This window comes from Nocardia sp. NPDC047038 (assembly GCF_040644075.1).
Taxonomy (GTDB): domain Bacteria; phylum Actinomycetota; class Actinomycetes; order Mycobacteriales; family Mycobacteriaceae; genus Nocardia; species Nocardia sichangensis.
The window spans coordinates 275,627-295,445 of the sequence record NZ_JBEYVQ010000006.1 but is presented as its reverse complement, the minus strand read 5'-3'; the positions used below and the strand labels follow the sequence as shown (position 1 = coordinate 295,445).

General features: G+C 69.3%; 20 protein-coding genes. 17 read left to right on the top strand and 3 right to left on the bottom strand.

Going from position 1 to position 19,819, the window contains the following annotated elements:
* Positions 1-86: 86 nt before the first annotated feature.
* The 16 genes from ABZ824_RS22605 (at position 87) to ABZ824_RS22530 (ending at position 15,171) form a co-directional block, all read left to right on the top strand.
* Positions 87-656: a C40 family peptidase gene (locus ABZ824_RS22605; RefSeq protein WP_355081457.1), complete on the top strand. Its 570-nt coding sequence runs from the start codon at positions 87-89 to the stop codon at positions 654-656.
* Positions 657-872: 216 nt separating this feature from the next.
* On the top strand, positions 873-1,937 hold the full coding sequence (locus ABZ824_RS22600) for an NlpC/P60 family protein (RefSeq protein ID WP_355081455.1): 1,065 nt from the start codon (positions 873-875) through the stop codon (positions 1,935-1,937).
* Between the two features lie 150 nt (positions 1,938-2,087).
* Positions 2,088-3,080, top strand: coding sequence for a hypothetical protein (locus tag ABZ824_RS22595; protein ID WP_356965160.1), 993 nt, complete (start codon positions 2,088-2,090; stop codon positions 3,078-3,080).
* A 153-nt stretch (positions 3,081-3,233) separates the two neighbouring features.
* The gene (locus tag ABZ824_RS22590; protein ID WP_356965159.1) at positions 3,234-4,361 is read left to right on the top strand and encodes a glycosyltransferase family 4 protein; all 1,128 of its coding nucleotides are present in this window, start codon (positions 3,234-3,236) and stop codon (positions 4,359-4,361) included.
* 29 nt (positions 4,362-4,390) lie between these two features.
* Positions 4,391-4,774 (top strand): polyketide cyclase / dehydrase and lipid transport, encoded by a 384-nt coding sequence (locus tag ABZ824_RS22585; protein WP_355072943.1) that lies wholly within the window; start codon positions 4,391-4,393, stop codon positions 4,772-4,774.
* Between the two features lie 37 nt (positions 4,775-4,811).
* Positions 4,812-5,246 carry an SRPBCC family protein gene (locus ABZ824_RS22580; RefSeq protein WP_355072941.1) on the top strand — a complete coding sequence of 145 codons (435 nt, stop codon included), beginning with the start codon at positions 4,812-4,814 and terminating at the stop codon, positions 5,244-5,246.
* Positions 5,243-6,544, top strand: coding sequence for an ArsA family ATPase (locus tag ABZ824_RS22575; protein ID WP_356965236.1), 1,302 nt, complete (start codon positions 5,243-5,245; stop codon positions 6,542-6,544). Before ABZ824_RS22580 ends, ABZ824_RS22575 begins: the two co-directional genes overlap by 4 nt.
* Positions 6,534-6,950, top strand: coding sequence for a hypothetical protein (locus tag ABZ824_RS22570; protein ID WP_355072940.1), 417 nt, complete (start codon positions 6,534-6,536; stop codon positions 6,948-6,950). Before ABZ824_RS22575 ends, ABZ824_RS22570 begins: the two co-directional genes overlap by 11 nt.
* Entirely contained in the window at positions 6,947-7,957 is a 1,011-nt protein-coding gene (locus ABZ824_RS22565) for an ROK family protein (RefSeq protein WP_355072938.1), read from the top strand. Before ABZ824_RS22570 ends, ABZ824_RS22565 begins: the two co-directional genes overlap by 4 nt.
* 178 nt (positions 7,958-8,135) lie before the next feature.
* The gene (locus tag ABZ824_RS22560) at positions 8,136-8,867 is read left to right on the top strand and encodes a lysophospholipid acyltransferase family protein (protein ID WP_355072936.1); all 732 of its coding nucleotides are present in this window, start codon (positions 8,136-8,138) and stop codon (positions 8,865-8,867) included.
* Positions 8,868-8,911: 44 nt separating this feature from the next.
* Positions 8,912-9,583: a phosphoribosylanthranilate isomerase gene (locus ABZ824_RS22555; RefSeq protein WP_356965157.1), complete on the top strand. Its 672-nt coding sequence runs from the start codon at positions 8,912-8,914 to the stop codon at positions 9,581-9,583.
* A 72-nt stretch (positions 9,584-9,655) separates the two neighbouring features.
* Complete coding sequence (locus ABZ824_RS22550) at positions 9,656-10,420, top strand: sporulation protein (RefSeq protein ID WP_356965156.1); 765 nt, start codon at positions 9,656-9,658, stop codon at positions 10,418-10,420.
* 70 nt (positions 10,421-10,490) lie between these two features.
* Complete coding sequence (locus tag ABZ824_RS22545; RefSeq protein ID WP_356965155.1) at positions 10,491-12,056, top strand: alkaline phosphatase D family protein; 1,566 nt, start codon at positions 10,491-10,493, stop codon at positions 12,054-12,056.
* Between the two features lie 52 nt (positions 12,057-12,108).
* Positions 12,109-13,386: an FAD-binding oxidoreductase gene (locus tag ABZ824_RS22540; RefSeq protein WP_356965153.1), complete on the top strand. Its 1,278-nt coding sequence runs from the start codon at positions 12,109-12,111 to the stop codon at positions 13,384-13,386.
* A gap of 99 nt (positions 13,387-13,485) precedes the next feature.
* On the top strand, positions 13,486-13,785 hold the full coding sequence (locus tag ABZ824_RS22535; RefSeq protein WP_356965151.1) for a YciI family protein: 300 nt from the start codon (positions 13,486-13,488) through the stop codon (positions 13,783-13,785).
* A 288-nt stretch (positions 13,786-14,073) separates the two neighbouring features.
* Complete coding sequence (locus ABZ824_RS22530; RefSeq protein ID WP_356965150.1) at positions 14,074-15,171, top strand: CSLREA domain-containing protein; 1,098 nt, start codon at positions 14,074-14,076, stop codon at positions 15,169-15,171.
* On the opposite strand, the gene ABZ824_RS22525 is transcribed toward ABZ824_RS22530, so the two are convergent.
* From ABZ824_RS22525 to ABZ824_RS22515, 3 genes are all read right to left on the bottom strand, one after another.
* A complete protein-coding gene (locus tag ABZ824_RS22525) occupies positions 15,168-15,824 on the bottom strand; it encodes a TetR/AcrR family transcriptional regulator (protein ID WP_356965148.1) in 657 nt (218 codons plus the stop codon). The two genes, ABZ824_RS22530 and ABZ824_RS22525, sit on opposite strands and share 4 nt — an antisense overlap.
* Before the next feature lie 126 nt (positions 15,825-15,950).
* Positions 15,951-16,367, bottom strand: coding sequence for a cytochrome c oxidase subunit 4 (locus ABZ824_RS22520; RefSeq protein WP_355072918.1), 417 nt, complete (start codon positions 16,365-16,367; stop codon positions 15,951-15,953).
* A 13-nt stretch (positions 16,368-16,380) separates the two neighbouring features.
* Positions 16,381-17,472 carry a cytochrome c oxidase subunit II gene (locus ABZ824_RS22515; RefSeq protein ID WP_356965235.1) on the bottom strand — a complete coding sequence of 364 codons (1,092 nt, stop codon included), beginning with the start codon at positions 17,470-17,472 and terminating at the stop codon, positions 16,381-16,383.
* Positions 17,473-17,836: 364 nt separating this feature from the next.
* On the opposite strand from ABZ824_RS22515, the gene asnB reads away from it, so the two are divergent.
* The gene (asnB, locus tag ABZ824_RS22510; RefSeq protein WP_356965233.1) at positions 17,837-19,780 is read left to right on the top strand and encodes an asparagine synthase (glutamine-hydrolyzing); all 1,944 of its coding nucleotides are present in this window, start codon (positions 17,837-17,839) and stop codon (positions 19,778-19,780) included.
* Positions 19,781-19,819: the final 39 nt, after the last annotated feature.

Sequence of the window (19,819 nt, the reverse complement as noted above, 5' to 3'; positions counted from 1 at the left end):
TCCCGCCGCGCCGACCGGTGCGGCGCCGACGAAGTCCGCGGCACCACCGGGTGCGGCGTCGTGAGGCAGATTGGGAGTACCGCATCATGACGACAAACGCCGCCAAGCGTCAGGCGAAGCGCGCTGTTGCCGCCGGGGCCGTCGGCGCTGCCACCATCGGCGCGTTCCTGCTGCCCGCAGCCCCCGCGTCGGCCCAGCCGGTGACCGTCCCCGGCGTGGGAACCTTCGACGTTCCGAACGAGCTGCCGGTTCCGCCGGGCATTCCGGGCGTCGAGCTGCCCGGCCCCGCTCCCCTGCCCTTCGTCGCACCCAAGGCCTCCGGCGACATCGCGCTGGACGCCGCCCTGAGCAAGGTCGGCTCGCCGTACGTCTACGGCGCCGCGGGCCCGGACGCGTTCGACTGCTCCGGCCTGGTCCAGTGGTCCTACCGCCAGGCGGGCATCGAACTGCCGCGCACCAGCGGCGCCCAGCTCGCCGCGGGCAGCCCCGTGTCCCTGGACGATCTGCGACCTGGCGACCTCGTCTCGTTCTACGGCGGCGGCCACTCCGGCCTCTACGCCGGTGACGGCAACGTCGTGCACGCGTCCACCTCGGGCCAGCCCGTGAAGGTGGCGCCGATCTCCTCCATGCCGATCGCAGGCGCTCGCCGCTTCTAAGCAGCTGGTCGGGCCGCGAGATCGCGGCCCGACCGCACCACGGCCCTGTGATCAATTCGTTCTCTACTGGACATCGATGAGGGCCGTTCCGTAACCTAACCGAGACCTTCCACCGATTACCCCGGATTCGCCCGGCGCAAACCTCGGGGTTCGTCGAAGGCTTCCGCGTCGGTTTCGCGAGAGATCGCTGCACGAGAGAACGGGGCACCGCGGGCTGTGGCTGAGCATCACCGGGGACAGCAGACCAAACGTCTGGTGGGAGGGACGCTGGCAGCCGGACTGCTGGCCGCCGGTCTCTACGGCGGCGGCCCGGCCGGAGCGGATCCGGTGGCGCTTCCCTCCACCGCCACGGAGGCGGTGCAGCGGATGATCGATCTGTCTCGTCAGTCCGAACAGCTCAACCAGCAAGCTCTGGGCGTGGAAGCCGAGTTGGACGCGAAGCTCGCCGTCCAGCGTGACGCCGACGCTCGGCTGGCCGCCAGCACCGACCTGGTGAACCAAGCCAGGGACGAGATCCGCCGGTATCGGCCGGTCATCGACCGCACCGCGATCGCCGCCTACCAGGGCGCCCGCACCAACCGCCTGTTCGCCGTGCTGGTCAGCGACTCACCGCAGCAACTGCTCGACCAGATGTCCACGCTGGACGTGGTGTCCGCGCAGACCTCCGAGCAGCTCGACCACTACTCGAAGGCCACCGACGCCGCGACCGCCGCCGAATCGGCGGCCCGCACCGCCGCCGACGCCGCCCGTTCCGCCGCGCAGAAAGCCGAGGCGGTGCGCATCGAACTGGAGCACAAGCGCAGCGACCTCGGCGGCGCCATCGCCCAGGTGGTGCAGGCCTGGGGGTCGCTGTCGGCCAAGGACAAGTCGGCCCTCGCCGGATCGCCGTTCCCGCCCGGCTTCGACCGGGACAGTCTCTTGCAGGGCCTCGTCCCCGGCAGCGGGACCAGCGCGCTGGCGGCCGGTCTCACCCGGATCGGCGACCCTTACGTCTGGGGCGCCACCGGTCCGGACCAGTTCGACTGCTCCGGCCTCGTCCAGTGGGCGTTCAAGCAGGTCGGCAAGAACGTGCCTCGGACGAGCTCGCAGCAGGCCACCTACGGCACGCCCGTGGCCAAGGAGGATCTGCAGCCCGGCGACGTCGTGTTCTTCTACTCCGACATCTCGCACGTCGGCATCTACGCGGGCAACGGGCTCATGCTGCACGCCTCCACCTTCGGCGTGCCCGTCGCGGTCGCACCCATGAGCTCGACGCCGTTCCATTCGGCTCGGCGATACTAGAGGCCGTGAGCGAGCCAACCAGCGGCACCGCAGTACTCATAGCCCAGCCAACCCGCGACGGGCAACGGTGACCCACCCGGGCGGGCGGCGCGGCGCCTACCCCGTCGGCCGCACAGCCGTATCCCCCGCCGGGGCGCGCCGATGAACGGCATGCGGAGATTGCGCGCGTGGTGCTCGGCCCGGCGACGCTTCGAGTTCTGTCTCACCGTCGCGATGGTGGTGGCACTCACCGGCGTGTGCGTCGCGCTGATCATGTTGCCGAACACGGTGCTGCCGAAACTGCGGGCCGCGGAGCCGGGAGCGACCGAGGCGGTGGGTCAGGCGGCGGCCGCCGATCCCCGGCTGGCCGAGGTGCGGCGCATCGTCGAACCGTTCGGGTCGATCATCGCCCGCCAGGTGCCGACCGGAGACGGGGCACGATCCCTGGTCGTCGGCCATCCCGACCAGCGGATCGAAATCGACGTGCTGGAACGTGAACTCGCCGAGGCCACCGCCGCGGTGACCGACGTCTGGGGTCCCGGCTGGGCGCAGTCCGCGCTGGTCGTCGTCGCCTCGTCGCCCTCCGAGTTCGCGGCCCTGCTGCGCTCACCCGGTCTCCTGCCCGCCGAAGTCGCCGCCGCCTCCGTCGCCGATCCGTTCACGGCGGGCAGTCGGCCCACCGGCCAGCGCGTCGTCTTCGGCCCCGACACCGGACGCCGCCTCGATCCCGAGGGCATGGCCACCCTGCTGCGGCATGAACTCACCCACATCGCCGCTCGCGCCGACACCGTCGACGGCGCCCCGCTGTGGATGCTGGAGGGTTTCGCCGACTACACCGCGCACCACGGGGAGGACCAGCGGTTCTCCGACATCGCTCCCACGCTCACCGCGCATGCCCACGCGGGCCGGATCCCCGAGGATCTGCCGCCCGACACCGACTTCTCCGGCCCCGACGCCGCCTTCACATACGAAAAGGCCTGGTCGATCTGCGCCTTCGTCGCCGAGAAGTACGACCGAGCCCGCCTCGTCCAGCTCTACCACCGCATCGCGGCGGGCAAACAGGACCCCACCACCGAAGACGGCATCCTCCGCGAAGTTCTCGGCACCCCCCGCGCCGATTTCGTCGACGACTGGCGCGAGTGGCTCCGAACCCGATCCGCCTGACCCCTACCGACAGCCGCGAGCGCACCGGTGCGGCACGAAGCGAGACCGAGCCCGTTCCGTTCGCGGCCCGGCTCGCGCGAACTCGAGCGACAAAGGGGCCGCGAACACGCAGCGCCGCAGGCGCTGCAAATCAGACCCAGTATTTTGTTGCGCATGGCTCGAACTCTGCTGGTTACCAATGATTTCCCGCCGCGGCCGGGCGGTATCCAGTCGTATCTGCAGGCGTTGGCCGGTGAGCTGCCGCCGGACGACCTGGTGGTCTACGCTCCGCGCTGGCGTGGCGACAGCCATCTGAAGTTCGATGCCCGGCAGAAGTTCCAGGTCATTCGCCATCCCACCACGCTGATGCTGCCGACTCCGCTGGTGCTGCGCAGAGCCGCGCGCCTGTTGCGCAGCGAGCAGTGCGACACGGTGTGGTTCGGGGCCGCGGCGCCGCTGGCGCTGCTGTCGCCCGCTCTGCGTCGCGCGGGCGCCGAACGGATTCTGGCCAGTACCCACGGCCACGAGGTCGGCTGGTCGATGCTGCCGGGGGCCAGGCAGGCGCTGCGTGCCATCGGCGAGCACACCGATGTGGTCACCTATGTCAGCCGCTATACCCGCCGCCGGTTCGCGTCCGCGTTCGGCTCGAACGCGGCGCTCGAGTATCTGCCGCCCGGGGTGGACTCCGAGGTCTTCCGCCCGGATCCGGCCGCGCGGGCCGAGCTGCGCGAACGATACCGCCTCGGCGACCGGCCGACCATTCTGTGCCTGTCCAGGCTGGTGCCGCGCAAGGGGCAGGACGCGCTGATCCTGGCGATGCGCGATATCCGCGAGCGTGTGCCGGGCGCGGTCCTGGTGATAGCGGGCGGCGGCCCCTTCGAGGACAAGCTGCGCGCCCTGGCGGTCGCCGCGGGCGTCACCGAGGACGTGGTGTTCACCGGCCGCGTCCCGTCCGGTGAGTTGGCCGCGCATCACACGCTGGCGGACGTCTTCGCGATGCCGTGCCGGACCAGGGGCGCGGGGCTGGATGTGGAGGGGCTCGGCATCGTCTACCTGGAGGCGTCGGCGTCCGGTGTCCCGGTGGTGGCGGGTAACTCCGGCGGCGCGCCGGAGACGGTGATCGAGGGCAAGACCGGTCGCGTGGTGGACGGGCGTTCCGTGCAGCAGATCGCCGACGCCCTGGTGGACATTCTGTCCGACCGGGATGCCGCCGCGCGGATGGGCGCGGCGGGCCGCGCGTTCGTCGAGCAGCAGTGGCGCTGGGACAGCTTGGGCGCGCGCCTGCGACAGCTGCTGCGGTGATCCGCGTCGCATCTACTACGCTCAGCGGAGTGAGCAGTATCCAGGTCGCAGATCAGACCTTCGTCGCCGCACCGGGGGCCGCCGTGGCCGAGCTGCTGGCGGGACCGAACAATTGGCGCCGTTGGTGGCCCGACCTGGCCCTGGATGTCCGTGAGGATCGAGCCGAGAAGGGTATCCGCTGGTCGGTGTCCGGTGGCCTGACGGGGACCATGGAGGTATGGCTGGAGCCCGCGCTCGACGGGGTGATCCTGCACTACTTCCTGCACGCCGAGCCGGAGCCCGCGCTGCCCGCGGGCAAGCTCGCCGCCGCCAACCGGGCGCGCCGGGTCGCGGGCAAGAACATGTCGTTCGAGGTGAAGTCCCGCCTGGAGGCGGGCCGCCCCGCCGGTGTCAGTCCCGCGCCCCAGCCTTGATCTACCAGCACCGACGCTGAAAGGAACCGCTGTCCGCATGGCCGACCGGACCCAGAGATCGATCGTCATCGAGGCCCCGTCGCAGCAGGTGATGTCCGTCATCGCCGATCTGGAGTCCTATCCCGAGTGGGTATCCGCGGCGAAGTCGGTGGAGGTGCTGGAGGTGGGGCCGGACGGTCTGGCCAAGACCGCGCGGTTCGTGTTGGACGCCGGGGTGGTCAAGGACACCTACGTCCTGTCCTACGAGTGGCGCGCCGACCGTAAGGCGGTCAGCTGGCGGCTGCTCAGCGGCGAGTTGCAGAAGGCGCAGAACGGCACCTACGAGCTGATCGATCGGCCCGGCGGCACCGAGGTCGTCTACACGCTCACCGTCGACCTGAACATCCCGATGATCGGCATGTTCAAGCGCAAGGCCGAGAAAGTGATCACCGATACCGCGCTGAAGGAACTGAAGAAACGGGTCGAAGGCTGACCGCGCACAAGACCCGGGTCGAGCTGTTCATCGGCAAGGGTGGGGTGGGCAAGACCACGCTCGCGTGCGCCACCGCCATGGCCGAGGCCAGGTCGGGCCGTCGCGTGCTGATCGCCTCGCTGGATCAGGCGCATTCGCTCGGCGACGCGCTCGGCTTCCGTTTCCCGCACGATCCGGGCACCGTCACCGGCGTCGCCACCGTGCTGCCCGGACTGGACGTGATCGAGATCGATTCGCTCGCGCTGCTCGAGGACCGGTTCCGCGACGTGGTGCGGGTGATCTCGGCCGGCCGCGGGCACGAGCACGGTTTCGACCTCGCCGCGCTGGACCCGGCGGAACTGACCGGATTGCCCGGCGTGCAGGAACTGCTGATGCTGGTGGAGATCGCCCAGTTCGCCGACGAGGACGACTGGGATCTGATCGTCGTCGACTGCCCGCCCTCGGCGGACATGCTGCGCATCGTCACCGCGCCGGGCACGCTGCTGGGTTACGTGGAACGGATATGGCCGCCGCACGCACGGGCGATGAGCGCCGTCGGCACCGACCTGCGGCGCGCCGTGCTCGCGGCCACGGTCGAACGAATCGTACGGGCGGTCACGGAAGTTCGCGATCTGCTCGCCGACCACCGGCGCACGCGGGCGCGGCTGGTCACCCTCGCCGAGCGCGTCGCGGTGGCCGAGTCGCAGCGGGTGCGCTCCGCCGCGGCGCTGCTGGGCCTGCGGCTGAACGCCGTCGTGGTGAACAAGGTGCTGCCCGATCTCGCGCCGCCCGACGGAGCCGAACATCCGGCGGTGCAGTGGTATTCGAACCGGCGCGGCGAGCAATCCGACGTCATCGCCGAGTTGCGGAGCACGATGCCGGGTATACCGGTGGTGATCGCGCGGCACACCGGCCCGGAGCCGATCGGGCTGAACTCGCTGGCCGCGCTGTCGTACGCGATGGACTCGGCGGGCGACACCGGGGACGCTGCGCTTATGCTGAGCGACAATCAGACGGAGGTCGACGCGAGTTCCGGCGAACCGCTGGTTCTCCTGGAATCCGGCGCCGGATTGCAGTCGGTGTACGCGCTGCGCATGCACCTGCCGGTGGTCGACGCCGCCACATTGCGCCTTGGCCGAGTGGAGGACGATTTGATCGTGGGAGCGGACGGTGTCCGGCGCCGGGTGCGCCTGGCGCCGGTATTGCGGCGGTGCACGGTCGACGGCGCCGAACTCGATGACGGATACCTGGTGGTCCGCTTCCGGCCCGATCCGCGGGTCTGGGCGCACGCGTCCGAAAGTCGCGACCATGACCGGTGATCCGCACTCGCCCAGGGGCGAGGAGGTCGGTGGCCACACCGCGCCGGACGGTGTCGCCGAATTCGCCGAGGAACTGAAGCTGCTGGCCGAGGCGGTGCTGGAACGGGTCGAGCCCGTGTTGCGGCGCGCGGCCGACGGACAGGTCGAGTGGTCCAGCTGCAGCTGGTGCCCGGTGTGCGCGGCCGCGGCGCTGGTGCGCGGGGAGCACCACGACGTGCTGGCCGCGGTCGCCGATCACGGCACCGCGATCGTCACCGTGCTGCGCGAGGCGCTGGCCGGAGTGCCGGTCGAACCCGTCATGCCCACCGAAGCCGACCCGGAGACCGGCGCGCCGCATCGCCATGGCCGGCCGGGGGACGACGACGGTCCCCGTTACGTCGACATTCCCGTGACGATCAAGGTATGACGCACCAGATGGCCGGTACGCGACCGCTGACCGTCGGAATAGACGTCGGCGGCACCAACATTCGGGCGTCGGTGATCGATGACAGCGGCGAGGTGCTGGACACGGTCCAGGCGCCGACGCCGCATTCCGCGCGAGCGCTGGAGGACGCGCTGGACCGGGCCGTGCGCGACCTGTCCGGCAGGCATCCCATCGGCGCGGTCGGCCTCGCGGTCGCCGGGTTCATCAACGGCGATCGCTCCACCGTCCGGTTCGCCCCGCATCTACCCTGGCAGGACGCCCCGGTCGCCCAGCGTCTCACCGAACGGCTGGAACTGCCGGTGATCCTGGAACACGACGCCAACGCGGCGATGTGGGCCGAGTATCGGTTCGGCGCCGCCGCGGGCGGGCACAACGTGGTGCTTATCGCGATCGGCACCGGCATCGGCGCCGCCCTGCTGATCGACGGCCAGCTGTATCGGGGCACGCACGGCGTCGCACCTGAACTGGGTCATCTGCAAGTCGTTCCGCAGGGGCGGCCCTGTCCATGCGGCAAACGCGGGTGCTGGGAGCGCTACTGCAGCGGAACCGCTTTGGCGGAGACCGCGATCGAGATGCTGGCCAGCGATACCCTGCGCTCCGTGCTGGCCAGGGATGTGGCACGCGATCCCGGCTCGCTGACCGGACGGCGGGTCGCGGGCGCCGCGCAGGACGGCGACCCGCTCGCCGTGCGGGTGATGGCCGACTTCGCGCGCTGGCTCGGGCTCGGGCTGGCGTTCGTCAGCGACATCTTCGATCCGGACCTGGTGGTCATCGCGGGCGGCGTGAGCAGTTCGGCGCCGTTGTTCCTGGACGAGGCGCGCGAAGAGTACGCGCGCGCGATCACGGGCGCGGGACACCGGCCGCTGGCCCGCATACGAACCACCCAACTGGGTGAGGCCGCGGGCATGATCGGCGCGGCCGACCTCGCGAGGGCGGCACTGCCCTCGGGCGCGCGTAAGTCCGCGCGCGTCGCGCGGACCAGTCGTTGACCACGCCGCCACGACCCCTCGTGGCCTGCCGCGACACGCCGGTCGTCGTCATCGCTCGGCGTCGGGGCCGAAGTGTGGTGAGATTCGCCGCTGCGGTTGGATGTGATCTTGCACCGGCGGTAAAGTCGGCAATTGAAGCAGGTGCCCGCAACTATCCCGGTCCCGGGGGAAGGACGTCATGTTCTACTGGCTGCTGAAGTTCGTGCTGCTGGGACCGTTCATTCATCTCTACAACCGGCCTACGGTCGAAGGCGTAGAGAACATTCCGGCGGACGGGCCGGCCATCATGGCGGGTAACCATCTCTCCTTCGCCGACTGGCTGTTCGCTCCGTTGCTCAGCCCGCGGCGGATCAGCTACCTCGCCAAGGCCGAGTACTTCAACACCCCGGGCATCAAGGGCCGGCTCCAGAAGTTCTTCTTCAGCGCCTCGGGCCAGTACCCGATCGATCGCAGCGGCGCCGACGCCGCCGAGGACGCGCTCAACGCCGCCCGCAAGCTGCTCGACCAGGGCCGTCTGGTCGGCCTCTACCCCGAGGGCACCCGCTCCCCCGACGGCCGCCTGTACAAGGGCAAGACCGGCTTGGCCCGCCTGGCGCTGGAGACCGGCGTCCCCGTCATCCCGGTCGCCGTGATCGGCACCGACGAGGTGAGCCCGCCCGGACCGTTCCGCTGGCGCCGCAGGAAGGTGACAGTCAAGTTCGGCGAGCCCATCGACTTCTCCCGCTACGACGGCATGGGCGGCAACCGCTTCGTCGAGCGCGCCGTCACCGACGAGGTCATGTACGAGCTCATGCAGCTCACCGGCCAGGAGTACGTCGACGTCTACGCCCACAGCCTGAAGAAGGGCGTCCCCAGCGGCAGCCACCCCGCCGCCGTCCCCGTCCGCATCCCGGACACCGCCGCAGGCTGATCACTCCATCTCAGGACGATCAGGGTCCCCTCGAGCCGGCTGACGTGCGCCCGTCGACCGTACGGACGAAGATCTGTGGCATCCGATCGGAGGCCGACCTGCGCGCCGCCGTCGCCGCGGGCGCCGACGCGGTCGGATTCATCTCGGGCGTAACGCATGTCAGTGAAGACGCGCTCGACCGGCGTCGCGCTGCCACGCTGGCGGCGGCCACCCCGCCGTTCGTCACGCGCGTGCTGGTCACACATCTGGAGGACCCGGCGGCGATCATCGCACTGGCCGACCGGGTGGGTGTGGACGCGATCCAGGTCCACGGGCTGGTCTCCGCCGATGTGGTCGCCCGGGTACACGAACGCGCGGCCGGGCGCCCGGTTCTCGCCGCCGTACACGTGACCGGTCCGGAAGCCGTCGGCGCCGCACGCGCCGTGGCTCCGTATTGCGATGCGGTGCTGCTCGATTCGCGCACTCCCGACCGGCTGGGCGGCACCGGACGCGCACACGATTGGTCGATCAGCGCCACCATCGTCGGCACGATGGCCGAGTTCGACCGTCCCGTCGTGCTGGCAGGCGGCCTCACGCCCGCGACGGTCGCCGCGGCCGTCGGACAGGTCCACCCGTACGCCGTCGACGTCAACAGCGGCGTCGAATACCCCGGCGGCGACAAGGATCCCGCTGCTTGCGACGCCTTCGTCGCCGCCGCTCGATCGGCGCTGCCCTAGACTCGGCCGAGTCGTCCACAGCGACAAGGTAATGACAAGCCTTCGGTAAGACGGCGCGGCGAAAGTACGGGCATGTTCAAGAAGTTGTTGGCGGTGGCCGGGGTCGGTGGGGCCGAAGTGGAGACCGAGTTGTTCACGCCGGGTGTGCAGCCCGGGGGCACGGTGGAGGGCGTGATCCGTTTGCGGGGCGGGGCGGTCGCGCAGGAGATCACCCAGGTGGCCGTCGAGTTCGTGACCAGGGCCGAGCAGGAGTACGAGGATCACGAGGGCGTGCGCGACGTCGCGTTCGGACGTACCGGAGTGCACGGACCGTTGCATCTGCCCGAGGGCGCGCCGCTGGAGTTCCGGTTCGCGGCCCGCGCGCCGATGGAAACACCGATCACGTTCTACAACGGACGACACCTGCCCGGCACGGTGGTCTCGCTGCGCACGATCGTGGAGATCCACGGCGCGGTGGACGCCGCCGACACCGACCCGATCGGCGTCGGCGCCCTGCCCGCTCAGCACGTGCTGCTGGAAGCGGTGGAACGCTTGGGATTCCATTTGCGTAGCGCGGATGTGGAATCCGGCCGGGTGCACGACACGCCCCAGACGCTGCCGTTCTACCAGGAGATCGAGTTCGCGGGCTCACCGCACTACCCGGGCCTGAACCAGCTCGAGGTGACTTTCGTTCCGACCGAGACCGGCATGAGCGTGGTCCTGGAGGCGGACAAGCGCGGCGGTTGGCTCTCCGAGGGCCGCGACGTGTTCGACGCGCTGTGGGTGGACTACCAGCACCTGGGCGGCGTGGACTGGGCGGGCGAACTGCACCACCGTATAGCGCGCCTGGCGCACTGACTCTTGCTTGTTGTCCACACGGACCCGGCCCGTTCACGCGCCGTTGACGTAGTTGCGTCAGGGTTGCCTCATGACCGGCTCGGACTCGAGACCATCCCGGCGCACCGTATTGCGCGCCTCCGCGCTCGGACTGGTGGCGGCCCCTGCACTGGCGGCATGCTCGCCGGACAACGGCCCCGCGCTGGTCCGCGGGCGGCCGGTGCTCACACACGGTGTCGCGGTGGGTGATCCGCGCGCGGACGGCGCACTGATCTGGGCCCGCGCCGATCGCCCCGCCACCTTGCTGGTGGAAACCGCCGCCACGGAATCGTTCACCGATCCCAAGCGTTTCACCGGACCGCTGCTCACACCCGATTCCGACGGCACCGGCCGGGTTCGGGTCAACGGCCTGCCCGCCGGAACGCAGGTGCACTACCGGGTGACGCTGCGCGGCGAGGACGGCGCCACCTCCGAACCGGTCACCGGCGTCTTCCGCACCGCGCCCACCGCCGCGTCGGACATCCGGCTCCAGTGGTCCGGCGACGTCGCGGGCCAGGGCTACGGCATCAACCCGGAGCTGGGCGGCATGAGGATCTTCGCCGTCATGGCCGCCCGCGACCCGCATCTGTTCCTGCACTCCGGCGACTCGATCTACGCCGACGGACCGCTGCGGGAATCGGTCGCCCTGCCCGACGGGCGGATCTGGCGCAATGTGGTGAGCGAGGCGAAAAGCGCTGTCGCGCAGACTCTCGACCAGTTCCGCGGCAACTACGCCTACAACCTGACCGACGAGAACTACCGCCGCTTCAACAGTTCGGTCGCCCAAGTGGTCCAGTGGGACGACCACGAGACGGTGAACAACTGGTACCCGGGCGGACTGGTCGGCGAGTCCAAGGGCTACACCGAACGGGCCATGGACACCCTGGCAACCCGTTCCTGGCAGGCCTTCCACGAGTGGATGCCGCTGGAGCCGAGGGAAGCGGTGGACGGCCGCCTGTATCGCAAGATCTCCTACGGTCCGCTGCTCGACGTCTTCGTGCTGGACATGCGCGCGAACAAGGACGCCAACAACGCGAACAACGGCCCCGACGGCCGCATCTTCGGTCCGGCGCAGACGAAGTGGCTCGTCGACAGCCTGCGCGAGTCCACCGCCACCTGGAAGATCATCGCCAACGACCTGCCGCTCGGCTTGGTCGTCCCGGACGGCGAACAGAAGAACACCACCGCCTTCGAGGGACCCGCCAACGGCGATCCCGGCGCGCCGTCGGGCCGGGAACGCGAGATCGCCCAGGTGCTGTCGTCGATCAAGGCGAACAAGGTGGCCAACGTCGTCTGGCTCACCGCCGACGTGCACTACACGGCGGCGCACCGTTATTCGCCCGAGCGGGCGGCCTTCACCGACTTCGACGAGTTCTGGGAGTTCGTCTCCGGTCCGCTCAACGCGGGCGCGTTCGGCCCGAACCAGCTCGACGGCACGTTCGGTCCGGAGGCGGTCTACGTGCACGCCCCGCCGGTGCAGAACAGCTCGCCACTGGACGCCTTCCAGCATTTCGGCGAGGTGCGCATCGACGGAAGGTCAAGAGAACTGACCGTAGATCTGTGCGACGCCGCCGGATCCGTCCTGTTCAGCAAGAGCCTTGCGCCGGCGTCGCGGTGACACCCCGCTTCGGGGGAGCGGCGCGGGCCGCGCTGTGGTTAGCTCTTCTGCCATGAGCACGCCGCACATTGTCTCCAACGCCGAGGAATACCTCCCCCGCGATACCGCCGATGTCGTTCGCACGGTGCGGGATTCACGCGGGCGATCGGAACGGCTGATGGTGCGCGGCGGCGAGCTGCTCGACGAGGGCCTCGCGCTGCCCGCTCAGCCGACCGTGGTGTCGCTGCGCCGGATGAATCAGGTGCTGGACATCAACCTGGGCCGGCGCACCGTCCGGGTGCAGGCGGGCGCCAAACTCTCCGATATCGACCGCAGGCTCGGCGCGCACGGCCTCGGCCTGCCCGTCGTCGGCGATCACCGCGACATCACCGCGGGCGGCTTCGCCTCGGTCGGCGGCGTCAGCGCGGCCTCGCACAAACACGGCCTGTTCATCGACCAGATCGTCGATCTGGAGTACGTGGACACCGACGGGCGCATCGGCACCTGCGGGCGCACCCACCACACCGAACGGTTCCAGCGCATCCTGGGCGCGGGCGGCCGGGCGGGCATCATCACCGCGCTCACCCTGGACGCGATCGAGATCGACAAGGAACACACCTGGCTGACCACCGACGCCGACCGGTTCCTGGACTTCGACTCCTTCGTCGAGCACGCCTATGCGGAGATCTTGCGGCCCGGCAACGCCGAACTGCAGGTCGGCCGCTGGGTCGATACCGCGCCGCTGAAGGTGGCGCGCCCGGTCGGCACCGGTCACGTGCAGCTGGGCACCGTGCGCTTCGGGCAGTGGTCGAGCCTGTACCCCACCGCGCCCACCAGGGGACTGCGCGCCCGGCGCGAGGTCGGGTCGCGCGCGCGGAAATCGCTGGGCGCCATCGCCTCCGCCGCGCCCGGGAAGGCGGGCATGCCTGTGCGCAACGCGGCCGCGGGCGCGGTGCTGTTCGCGCCGAAGGTGCAAACCCTCCGCGATGCGGAGTATCTGGCCGATACGGCGCTCAGCTCGTCCGAGCGTGGTCCCGCCTACCGGGTGGGCATTTTCGCGCCCCTGTCGAGCTATACGTCGGTGTTCTACCGCCTCCACGATCTGTTCTCGGGACACCGGGAACGCACCGGCTGCTTCACGGTCATCTCCGCGATGACCTACGGCGTCCGCTCGCGCTACCTGCGCGCCGAATCCGCCGCCCGCGGCCTGCCCGCCGAAGACCACGGCCTGATCACCTTCACCTGCCGCCTGCGCCCTGCCGCGCTCCCGTCGGAACAGTTGCGCGACATCGTCTCCGGCATCGAGGAGATCTGCCGTTCGGAGAACTCGCTGCGGTACGAAGCCGAGTAGCGGTTCGGCCCGCACCGTCCCTCGGTCGAGGGCCGCTGGTGCGCGTGCCGCCGGAAATCGCCGTGACCACCGATCAGGGCCAGCGCTAGCGTTGCGTTCATGTTCGTCGTGACCGTCACCTACACCGTTCCGCTCGCCGAAGTGGACCCCCTGCGCCCCGCTCACGGTCGCTGGCTGGAGCAGCTCATCACCGAAGGGCGCCTCGTGCTGGCGGGACGCCGCGTTCCACTGGTGGGCGGCGTCTACCTGGCCACCGATATGCCGCGCGATCAGCTCGACTCGATCCTCGCCACCGATCCGTACCTGCTCCACGGCGTCGCGACGCACGAGGTCGTGGAGTTCACGCCACTACTCGGCGCGCCAGAGGTGATCGCGGCCTCCGACCGCAACGGAGCCTGAGGTGAACCGGACACAGCGGGTCTGATTCGCGAGCACGCACCGCCGAATCGCCACTCACACTCGGTGAAACTCCGACTGAGCGCTTCTCGGGCCCGAGGTAGTTCTCGAACACGGCCCCGCCGCGGCTGTCAGGATGCGGACGACGCCGATGCCGATCAGCGACTGCGGACCGAATTCCGGAAACGCCACCGGTAGCGGGTTCTGATGCGACATAGTTGTAAACGCTCACGTTCCCTACTTATACGCGGGCGTACCTTACTCCATGTTCGTGATCGGATCAGAGACCTCATGAGGACGAGCACATCTGCCGCGGCGATCAGCGCATTCGCCATCTCAGCCCTGGTCGCGGGAACCGTGGCCGGTTTTCCCGCAGCGGCCGACGCCGACACCTCACCCACCGCGGGTGCGCCGGGTGTGATAACGGTGGACTCCACGACGGACGACGTAGCGGCCGACCCAGGCAGCGGCCAATGCCGCACGATCTCCGGCGCCTGCACGCTGCGCGCCGCGGTGCAGACGGCCAATGCCCGTCCAGGCAGCACAATCGTGGTTCCCGCCGGTCGATACGTGTTGACGATCGCCCCCGACCAGCGGAAAGTACAGGGTCGCAACCCTGATCCGACCACGGGCGACCTGAACCTGACCGCCCCCACGACGCTGCGCGGCGCCGGTCGCGACCGAACAGTGCTGGACGCCGACGGGATCGACCGGGTGCTCAGTGTCGCCGCGCCGGTGACGTTGGCGGGATTGACGGTGACCGGCGGAGTCGCCGCCCAGCACGAGATCCCGTTCTACGACACCGGCGGGGGCGGCATCGCGAATTCGTCGGATCTCGTTCTCGACGACGTCGTGGTCCAGGGCAACAGCGCCGGATACGGCGGCGGCATCTTCAACGTGCCCGGCTCGGACTTGAAGACGAGGAATACGGTCATCTCCGGCAATTCCGCGGGCGAGGCGGGCGGTGTGCGGTGCGACAACACCTGCACCTTCACCGATACCACGATCGCGGACAACCACGTGGTCGACCCCGGAGTCTGGTACCGCCCTGGCGGATTCGCCGGACGCGGCGGCGGCGTCGACGTTCGGGGAAGGGGCGTGGTGACCTTCGATCGCGCGACGATCACCGGGAACACCGCATCCGACGGCGGCAGTGGCATCAACGTCGCGCCGGCCTACCTCGACACCCTTCCACGCCGGTTGACCGACCTGGTGGACGTCCCTCTCGGCACCGTCCTCCTGCGGGACTCCACGATTCTCGGCAACAGGTCCGGAACAGCTGTGGTCAACTGCGCCGAGGTGTTCGCGAGAATTGCCTCGGAAGGTGGCAACACCAGCGACGACGCATCCTGCAACCTCACCGGGGCCGGCGACAGAGTTCTGTCCTAGTCGGCGGGCGTCGGCGGCCCGAGCAAGGCGCGGTGGATGTACACGACGGCTTCCTCGAGCTCGAGCAAGTCTCCTCCGGCACGGAGGGTTCGGCGGATGGCCTCGTTGGTCGCGTCGGTGACCGCCAGGTACGCGCAATCGGGAACGGTGGAGTCGACGGGGCCCGCTGCCGCACGCCACGATCGGATGAATCCGGCGAACCACTGCTGGCATCGTTCGAACGACTCGATCGCGCGCGATCCGGCCACAGTGGTTTCGAGGTAGAAGGCACGGGCGAACGAAGGCTCGTCGCGCAGCAGCGTGAGGTACTCACGGATGCCGCGGCGGAGCGCTTCGAGTGGCGTCACCGGCTCGGACGAGATCTGCCTCATGACCTGCCGGAGATGATCGATCATCAGATCGCGGCCGGTCTCGGCCGCCGCGAGGAAGCAGGCTTCCTTGTCCGGAAAGTGCTGATAGAACGTCCGACGCGAAACCTTCGCGGCAGCGGCGATATCCGCGATCGTCGCATCGAGGTAGCCCCGGTCGGCGACGACGACCGTGACCCCGTACAGCAGGCGCTGCCGTTGCGAGCCCGTCACCAGGTCGCGAGCGAGGCCGTGCGGTCCGTGTGGTAACGCCTTCAAGGTCGGTTCCAGCAACTTCTCTCCCACCCGCACCTTCATAGCAGGTGCGGGCCCGGAGCTACCCCGGACTCCGCCGCTTCGGCAGCTCGTCGCACACGCGATACGGCCCCACCGGATTTTTTTCCGGTGGGGCCGTTTCGGCAGATCTTCGGCTCAGTGCTTCTCGGGACCGAGGTAGTACTCGAACACCAGCCCGGCGGCGGCGGTCAGGACGCACACGACGCCGATGCCGATCAGCCAGAACTGGAAGAACGCCAGGCCGAGCGCGGTCACCGAACCGGCGGCGGCCAGCGTGATCGGCCAGAAGCTGCCGGGCGAGAAGAAGCCCAGGTCGCCCGCACCGTCGACGATCTCGGCGTCCTCGTAGTCCTCCGGGCGCAGGTCGAGACGACGGGCGACGAACCGGAAGTAGGTCCCGATGATCAGCGACAGACCCGCGGTCAACACCATGGCCGTGGTGCCCGCCCACTCGACACCCGTACGCGACTGACCGGTGAAGAAGCCGTACACGCCCGCGATGATGATGAAGAACACCGTGAGCAGTTCGAAAATCCGCGCTTCGATCTTCATGTCAGATCAATCCTCACTTGCTCTCGGCCGAGGCCGCGCTCTTGGTGTCGCGCCTGGTGTTGAACGGCGCGGTGGACGTGGCGACCGGAGACTCCCCGATGGACTGGAGCGCCTCGGCGTTGGTCTTGCCCGCCTGGCGCGCGTCCAGGTACTTGGTGAACTTCTCCGGCGTGACGGCGCGGACCTCGAAGTTCATCATCGAGTGGAAGGTGCCGCACATCTCGGCGCAGCGGCCGACGAACGCGCCTTCCTTCTCGATCTTGGAGATCTGGAAGACGTTGTCGGAGTGGTTTTCCTTCGGGTTGGGCATCACGTCGCGCTTGAACAGGAACTCCGGCACCCAGAAGGCGTGGATCACGTCGGCGGCGGCGAGCTGGAACTCGATGACCTTGCCGGTCGGCAGCACCAGGACCGGGATCTCGCTGCTCGAGCCGATCGTCTCGACCTTGTCGTAGTGCAGGTAGGAGAGGATGTCGTTCTCCGGCTTGCCGTGCACCGGGCCCGGCTGCGGGTGACCGTCCTTGGTCCGTTCCTTGTACCCCTCGAGCTGCTCCTGGTTCAGCGCCTCACGCGCGGTGTCGATGCCGTCGAACCGGTAGCCGTCCTTGAAGTCGACGTTGCGGTAGCCGAACTTCCAGTTCCACTGGAAGGCGGTCACGTCGACGGTGACGTCGGGGTTGTCCACCTTCTCGTGCACGTAGTTCTGCACGACCACGGTGAAGTAGAACAGCACGGCGATGATGACAAACGGAATCGCCGTGTAGGTCAGCTCCAGCGGCACGTTGTAGCCGGTCTGGCGCGGGAACTCCGGAGAGTCGGCCTTCTTGCGGTGGAACGCGATGGTCCAGAAGGTCAGACCCCAGACCAGCACGCCCATCGCCAGCGCGGCGATGACCGACCAGGTCCACAACTCCCGCATCCGGGTGGCCTGCGGCGTGATGCCGGACGGCCAGCCGAACCGCAGCCAAACAGTGTCGATCGAGCAGCCCGAGACGAGCAGCGCGGTGATCCCCAAGGACACCGCCAGCCCGGCCCGCCGAAGGATACGGCCCTGCCGACCCCGGGCGGGTCGTGCCCCGATCTCTTCGCTCGCCTTGTGCGCCACGCTCACGCCTTCCTGGTCGCCACACATTCCGACAGTGCATCGTCCGGGCTGCGATGGGCCCCGACGATACGTCCTAAGCTCGTATCAGGGCACTCCCCGGGCCGGCGCATTCGCGCGCGGGTCGCCTGAGAGAGACCTGAGTACTACGCAGCGTAGACCAAACGCACCCCCCCTTTGTCGTCGGGTCGGCTTCGACACCTCACCGAGCCCGCCGGGATCATCGTCACCAGCGATTCCGTCCTGACGTGACGCGCGCGACGCGCGGACGCCCTAGGTGCGGCATACTCGGACACTAGATTTCGTCCCCTTGCGCCCCATCCGGTGCGCGCGTATCCCGACTGTGAGAAATGAGGTTGCCGACGCCGTGTGTGGACTGCTCGGATTCCTGGCATCTGACGAGGCGGCACCTGGCACGGTGGAGCAGGTCTACGAGGCCTTGCACTGCGTGCGCCACCGCGGTCCGGACGAGCGCGGCACCTGGCACGACGACCATGTGATCTTCGGCTTCAACCGCCTGTCGATCATCGACATCGAGCACTCGCACCAGCCGCTGCGCTGGGGCCCGCCCGAGCGGCCCGACCGCTACGCGCTCACCTTCAACGGCGAGATCTACAACTATCTCGAGCTGCGCGCGGAACTCGCCGAGGCGCACGCCGCCGAGTTCCCGGACGGCAAGATCTTCCAGACCGAGGGCGACAGCGAGGCCATCGTCGCGGCGTTCCACTACTGGGGTCCGGAGGCGGTGCGGCGGCTGCGCGGCATGTTCGCCTTCGCGATCTGGGACACCGAGACCAACGAGCTGTTCCTGGCCCGCGACCCGTTCGGCATCAAACCGCTGTTCCTGGCCACCGGGCCGGGCGGAACCGCGTTCGGCAGTGAGAAGAAGAGCCTGCTCGAACTGCTGCCCGTGCTGCGGCTGAGCGACGAGCTGGACCCGCGCGCGCTGGAGCACTACACGGTGCTGCAGTACGTGCCCGAGCCGGAGACGCTGCACAAGGACGTCCGCAGGCTGGAATCGGGCAGCTACGCCACCGTGCGGCCCGGCGCGGCGCCGGTCGTCACCCGGTACTTCACCCCGAAGTTCCCGGTGCGCCCGTTCACCCCCGGCTCGGCGGCGTCCCGCTACTGGGAGATCGCCGCTGCGCTCGAGGACTCGGTCGCCAAGCACATGCGCGCCGACGTGACGGTCGGCTCGTTCCTGTCCGGCGGCATCGACTCCACCGCGGTCGCGGCGCTGGCCATGCGGCACAACCCGAAGCTGATCACGTTCACCACCGGGTTCGAGCGCGAGGGCTACTCGGAGGTGGACGTGGCCGCCGAGAGCGCCGAGGCGATCGGCGCGCGGCACGTGGTGAAGGTGGTCTCCCCCGCCGAGTTCGCCGCGGCGATCCCGGAGATCGTCTGGTACCTCGACGACCCGGTGGCCGACCCGGCGCTGGTCCCGCTGTACTTCGTCGCCAAGGAGGCCCGCAAGCACGTCAAGGTGGTGCTCTCGGGTGAGGGCGCCGACGAGCTGTTCGGCGGGTACACCATCTACCGCGAGCCGCTGTCGTTGAAGCCGTTCGAGAAGCTGCCCCGCGGCCTGCGCAGGCTGGCGGGCAAGCTGTCGGACCGGATTCCGGACGGCACGAGGGGCAAGAGCCTGTTGCACCGCGGCTCGCTCACGCTGGAGGAGCGCTACTACGGCAACGCGCGCAGCTTCAGCGACGCCCAGCTGCGCGCCGTGCTGCGCGAGTTCCGGCCGGAATGGACCCACCAGGACGTCACCGCGCCGCTCTACGCGCAGTCGCGCGGCTGGGATCCGGTGGCCCGGATGCAGCACCTGGACCTGTTCACCTGGTTGCGCGGCGACATCCTGGTCAAGGCCGACAAGATGACCATGGCCAACTCGCTGGAACTGCGCGTGCCGTTCCTGGACTCCGAGGTGCTGAAGGCGGCCGAGGGATTGCCGTTCGACCAGAAGATCACCAAGGAGACCACGAAGTACGCGCTGCGTCAGGCGCTGGAGGGCATCGTGCCGCCGCACGTGCTACACCGCGCCAAACTCGGCTTCCCGGTCCCGCTGCGGCACTGGCTGCGCGGCACGGAACTCTACGACTGGGCGCAGCAGCAGATCGCGGAGTCGCAGACCGACCACCTGCTGAACAAGGCCGCGATCAGCGAGATGCTGGTCGCGCACCGGGCCGGGACCGCCGATCACAGCCGCAGGCTGTGGACACTGCTGGTGTTCATGGTGTGGCACGGCATCTTCGTCGAGGACCGGATCAAGCCGGAGATCCAAGAGCCGGTCTACCCGGTCTCGCTCTGACCCCGAAACGCGGGAAAGGCGCGCACCCGGCCGGGTGCG

Coding starts and splice junctions, on each gene's coding strand:
- ABZ824_RS22605 (WP_355081457.1), top strand. CDS start 87: ATGACGACAAACGCCGCCAAGCGTCAGGCGAAGCGCGCTGTTGCCGCC.
- ABZ824_RS22595 (WP_356965160.1), top strand. CDS start 2,088: ATGCGGAGATTGCGCGCGTGGTGCTCGGCCCGGCGACGCTTCGAGTTC.
- ABZ824_RS22590 (WP_356965159.1), top strand. CDS start 3,234: ATGGCTCGAACTCTGCTGGTTACCAATGATTTCCCGCCGCGGCCGGGC.
- ABZ824_RS22580 (WP_355072941.1), top strand. CDS start 4,812: ATGGCCGACCGGACCCAGAGATCGATCGTCATCGAGGCCCCGTCGCAG.
- ABZ824_RS22570 (WP_355072940.1), top strand. CDS start 6,534: ATGACCGGTGATCCGCACTCGCCCAGGGGCGAGGAGGTCGGTGGCCAC.
- ABZ824_RS22565 (WP_355072938.1), top strand. CDS start 6,947: ATGACGCACCAGATGGCCGGTACGCGACCGCTGACCGTCGGAATAGAC.
- ABZ824_RS22560 (WP_355072936.1), top strand. CDS start 8,136: ATGTTCTACTGGCTGCTGAAGTTCGTGCTGCTGGGACCGTTCATTCAT.
- ABZ824_RS22550 (WP_356965156.1), top strand. CDS start 9,656: ATGTTCAAGAAGTTGTTGGCGGTGGCCGGGGTCGGTGGGGCCGAAGTG.
- ABZ824_RS22545 (WP_356965155.1), top strand. CDS start 10,491: ATGACCGGCTCGGACTCGAGACCATCCCGGCGCACCGTATTGCGCGCC.
- ABZ824_RS22540 (WP_356965153.1), top strand. CDS start 12,109: ATGAGCACGCCGCACATTGTCTCCAACGCCGAGGAATACCTCCCCCGC.
- ABZ824_RS22535 (WP_356965151.1), top strand. CDS start 13,486: ATGTTCGTCGTGACCGTCACCTACACCGTTCCGCTCGCCGAAGTGGAC.
- ABZ824_RS22530 (WP_356965150.1), top strand. CDS start 14,074: ATGAGGACGAGCACATCTGCCGCGGCGATCAGCGCATTCGCCATCTCA.
- ABZ824_RS22520 (WP_355072918.1), bottom strand. CDS start 16,367: ATGAAGATCGAAGCGCGGATTTTCGAACTGCTCACGGTGTTCTTCATC.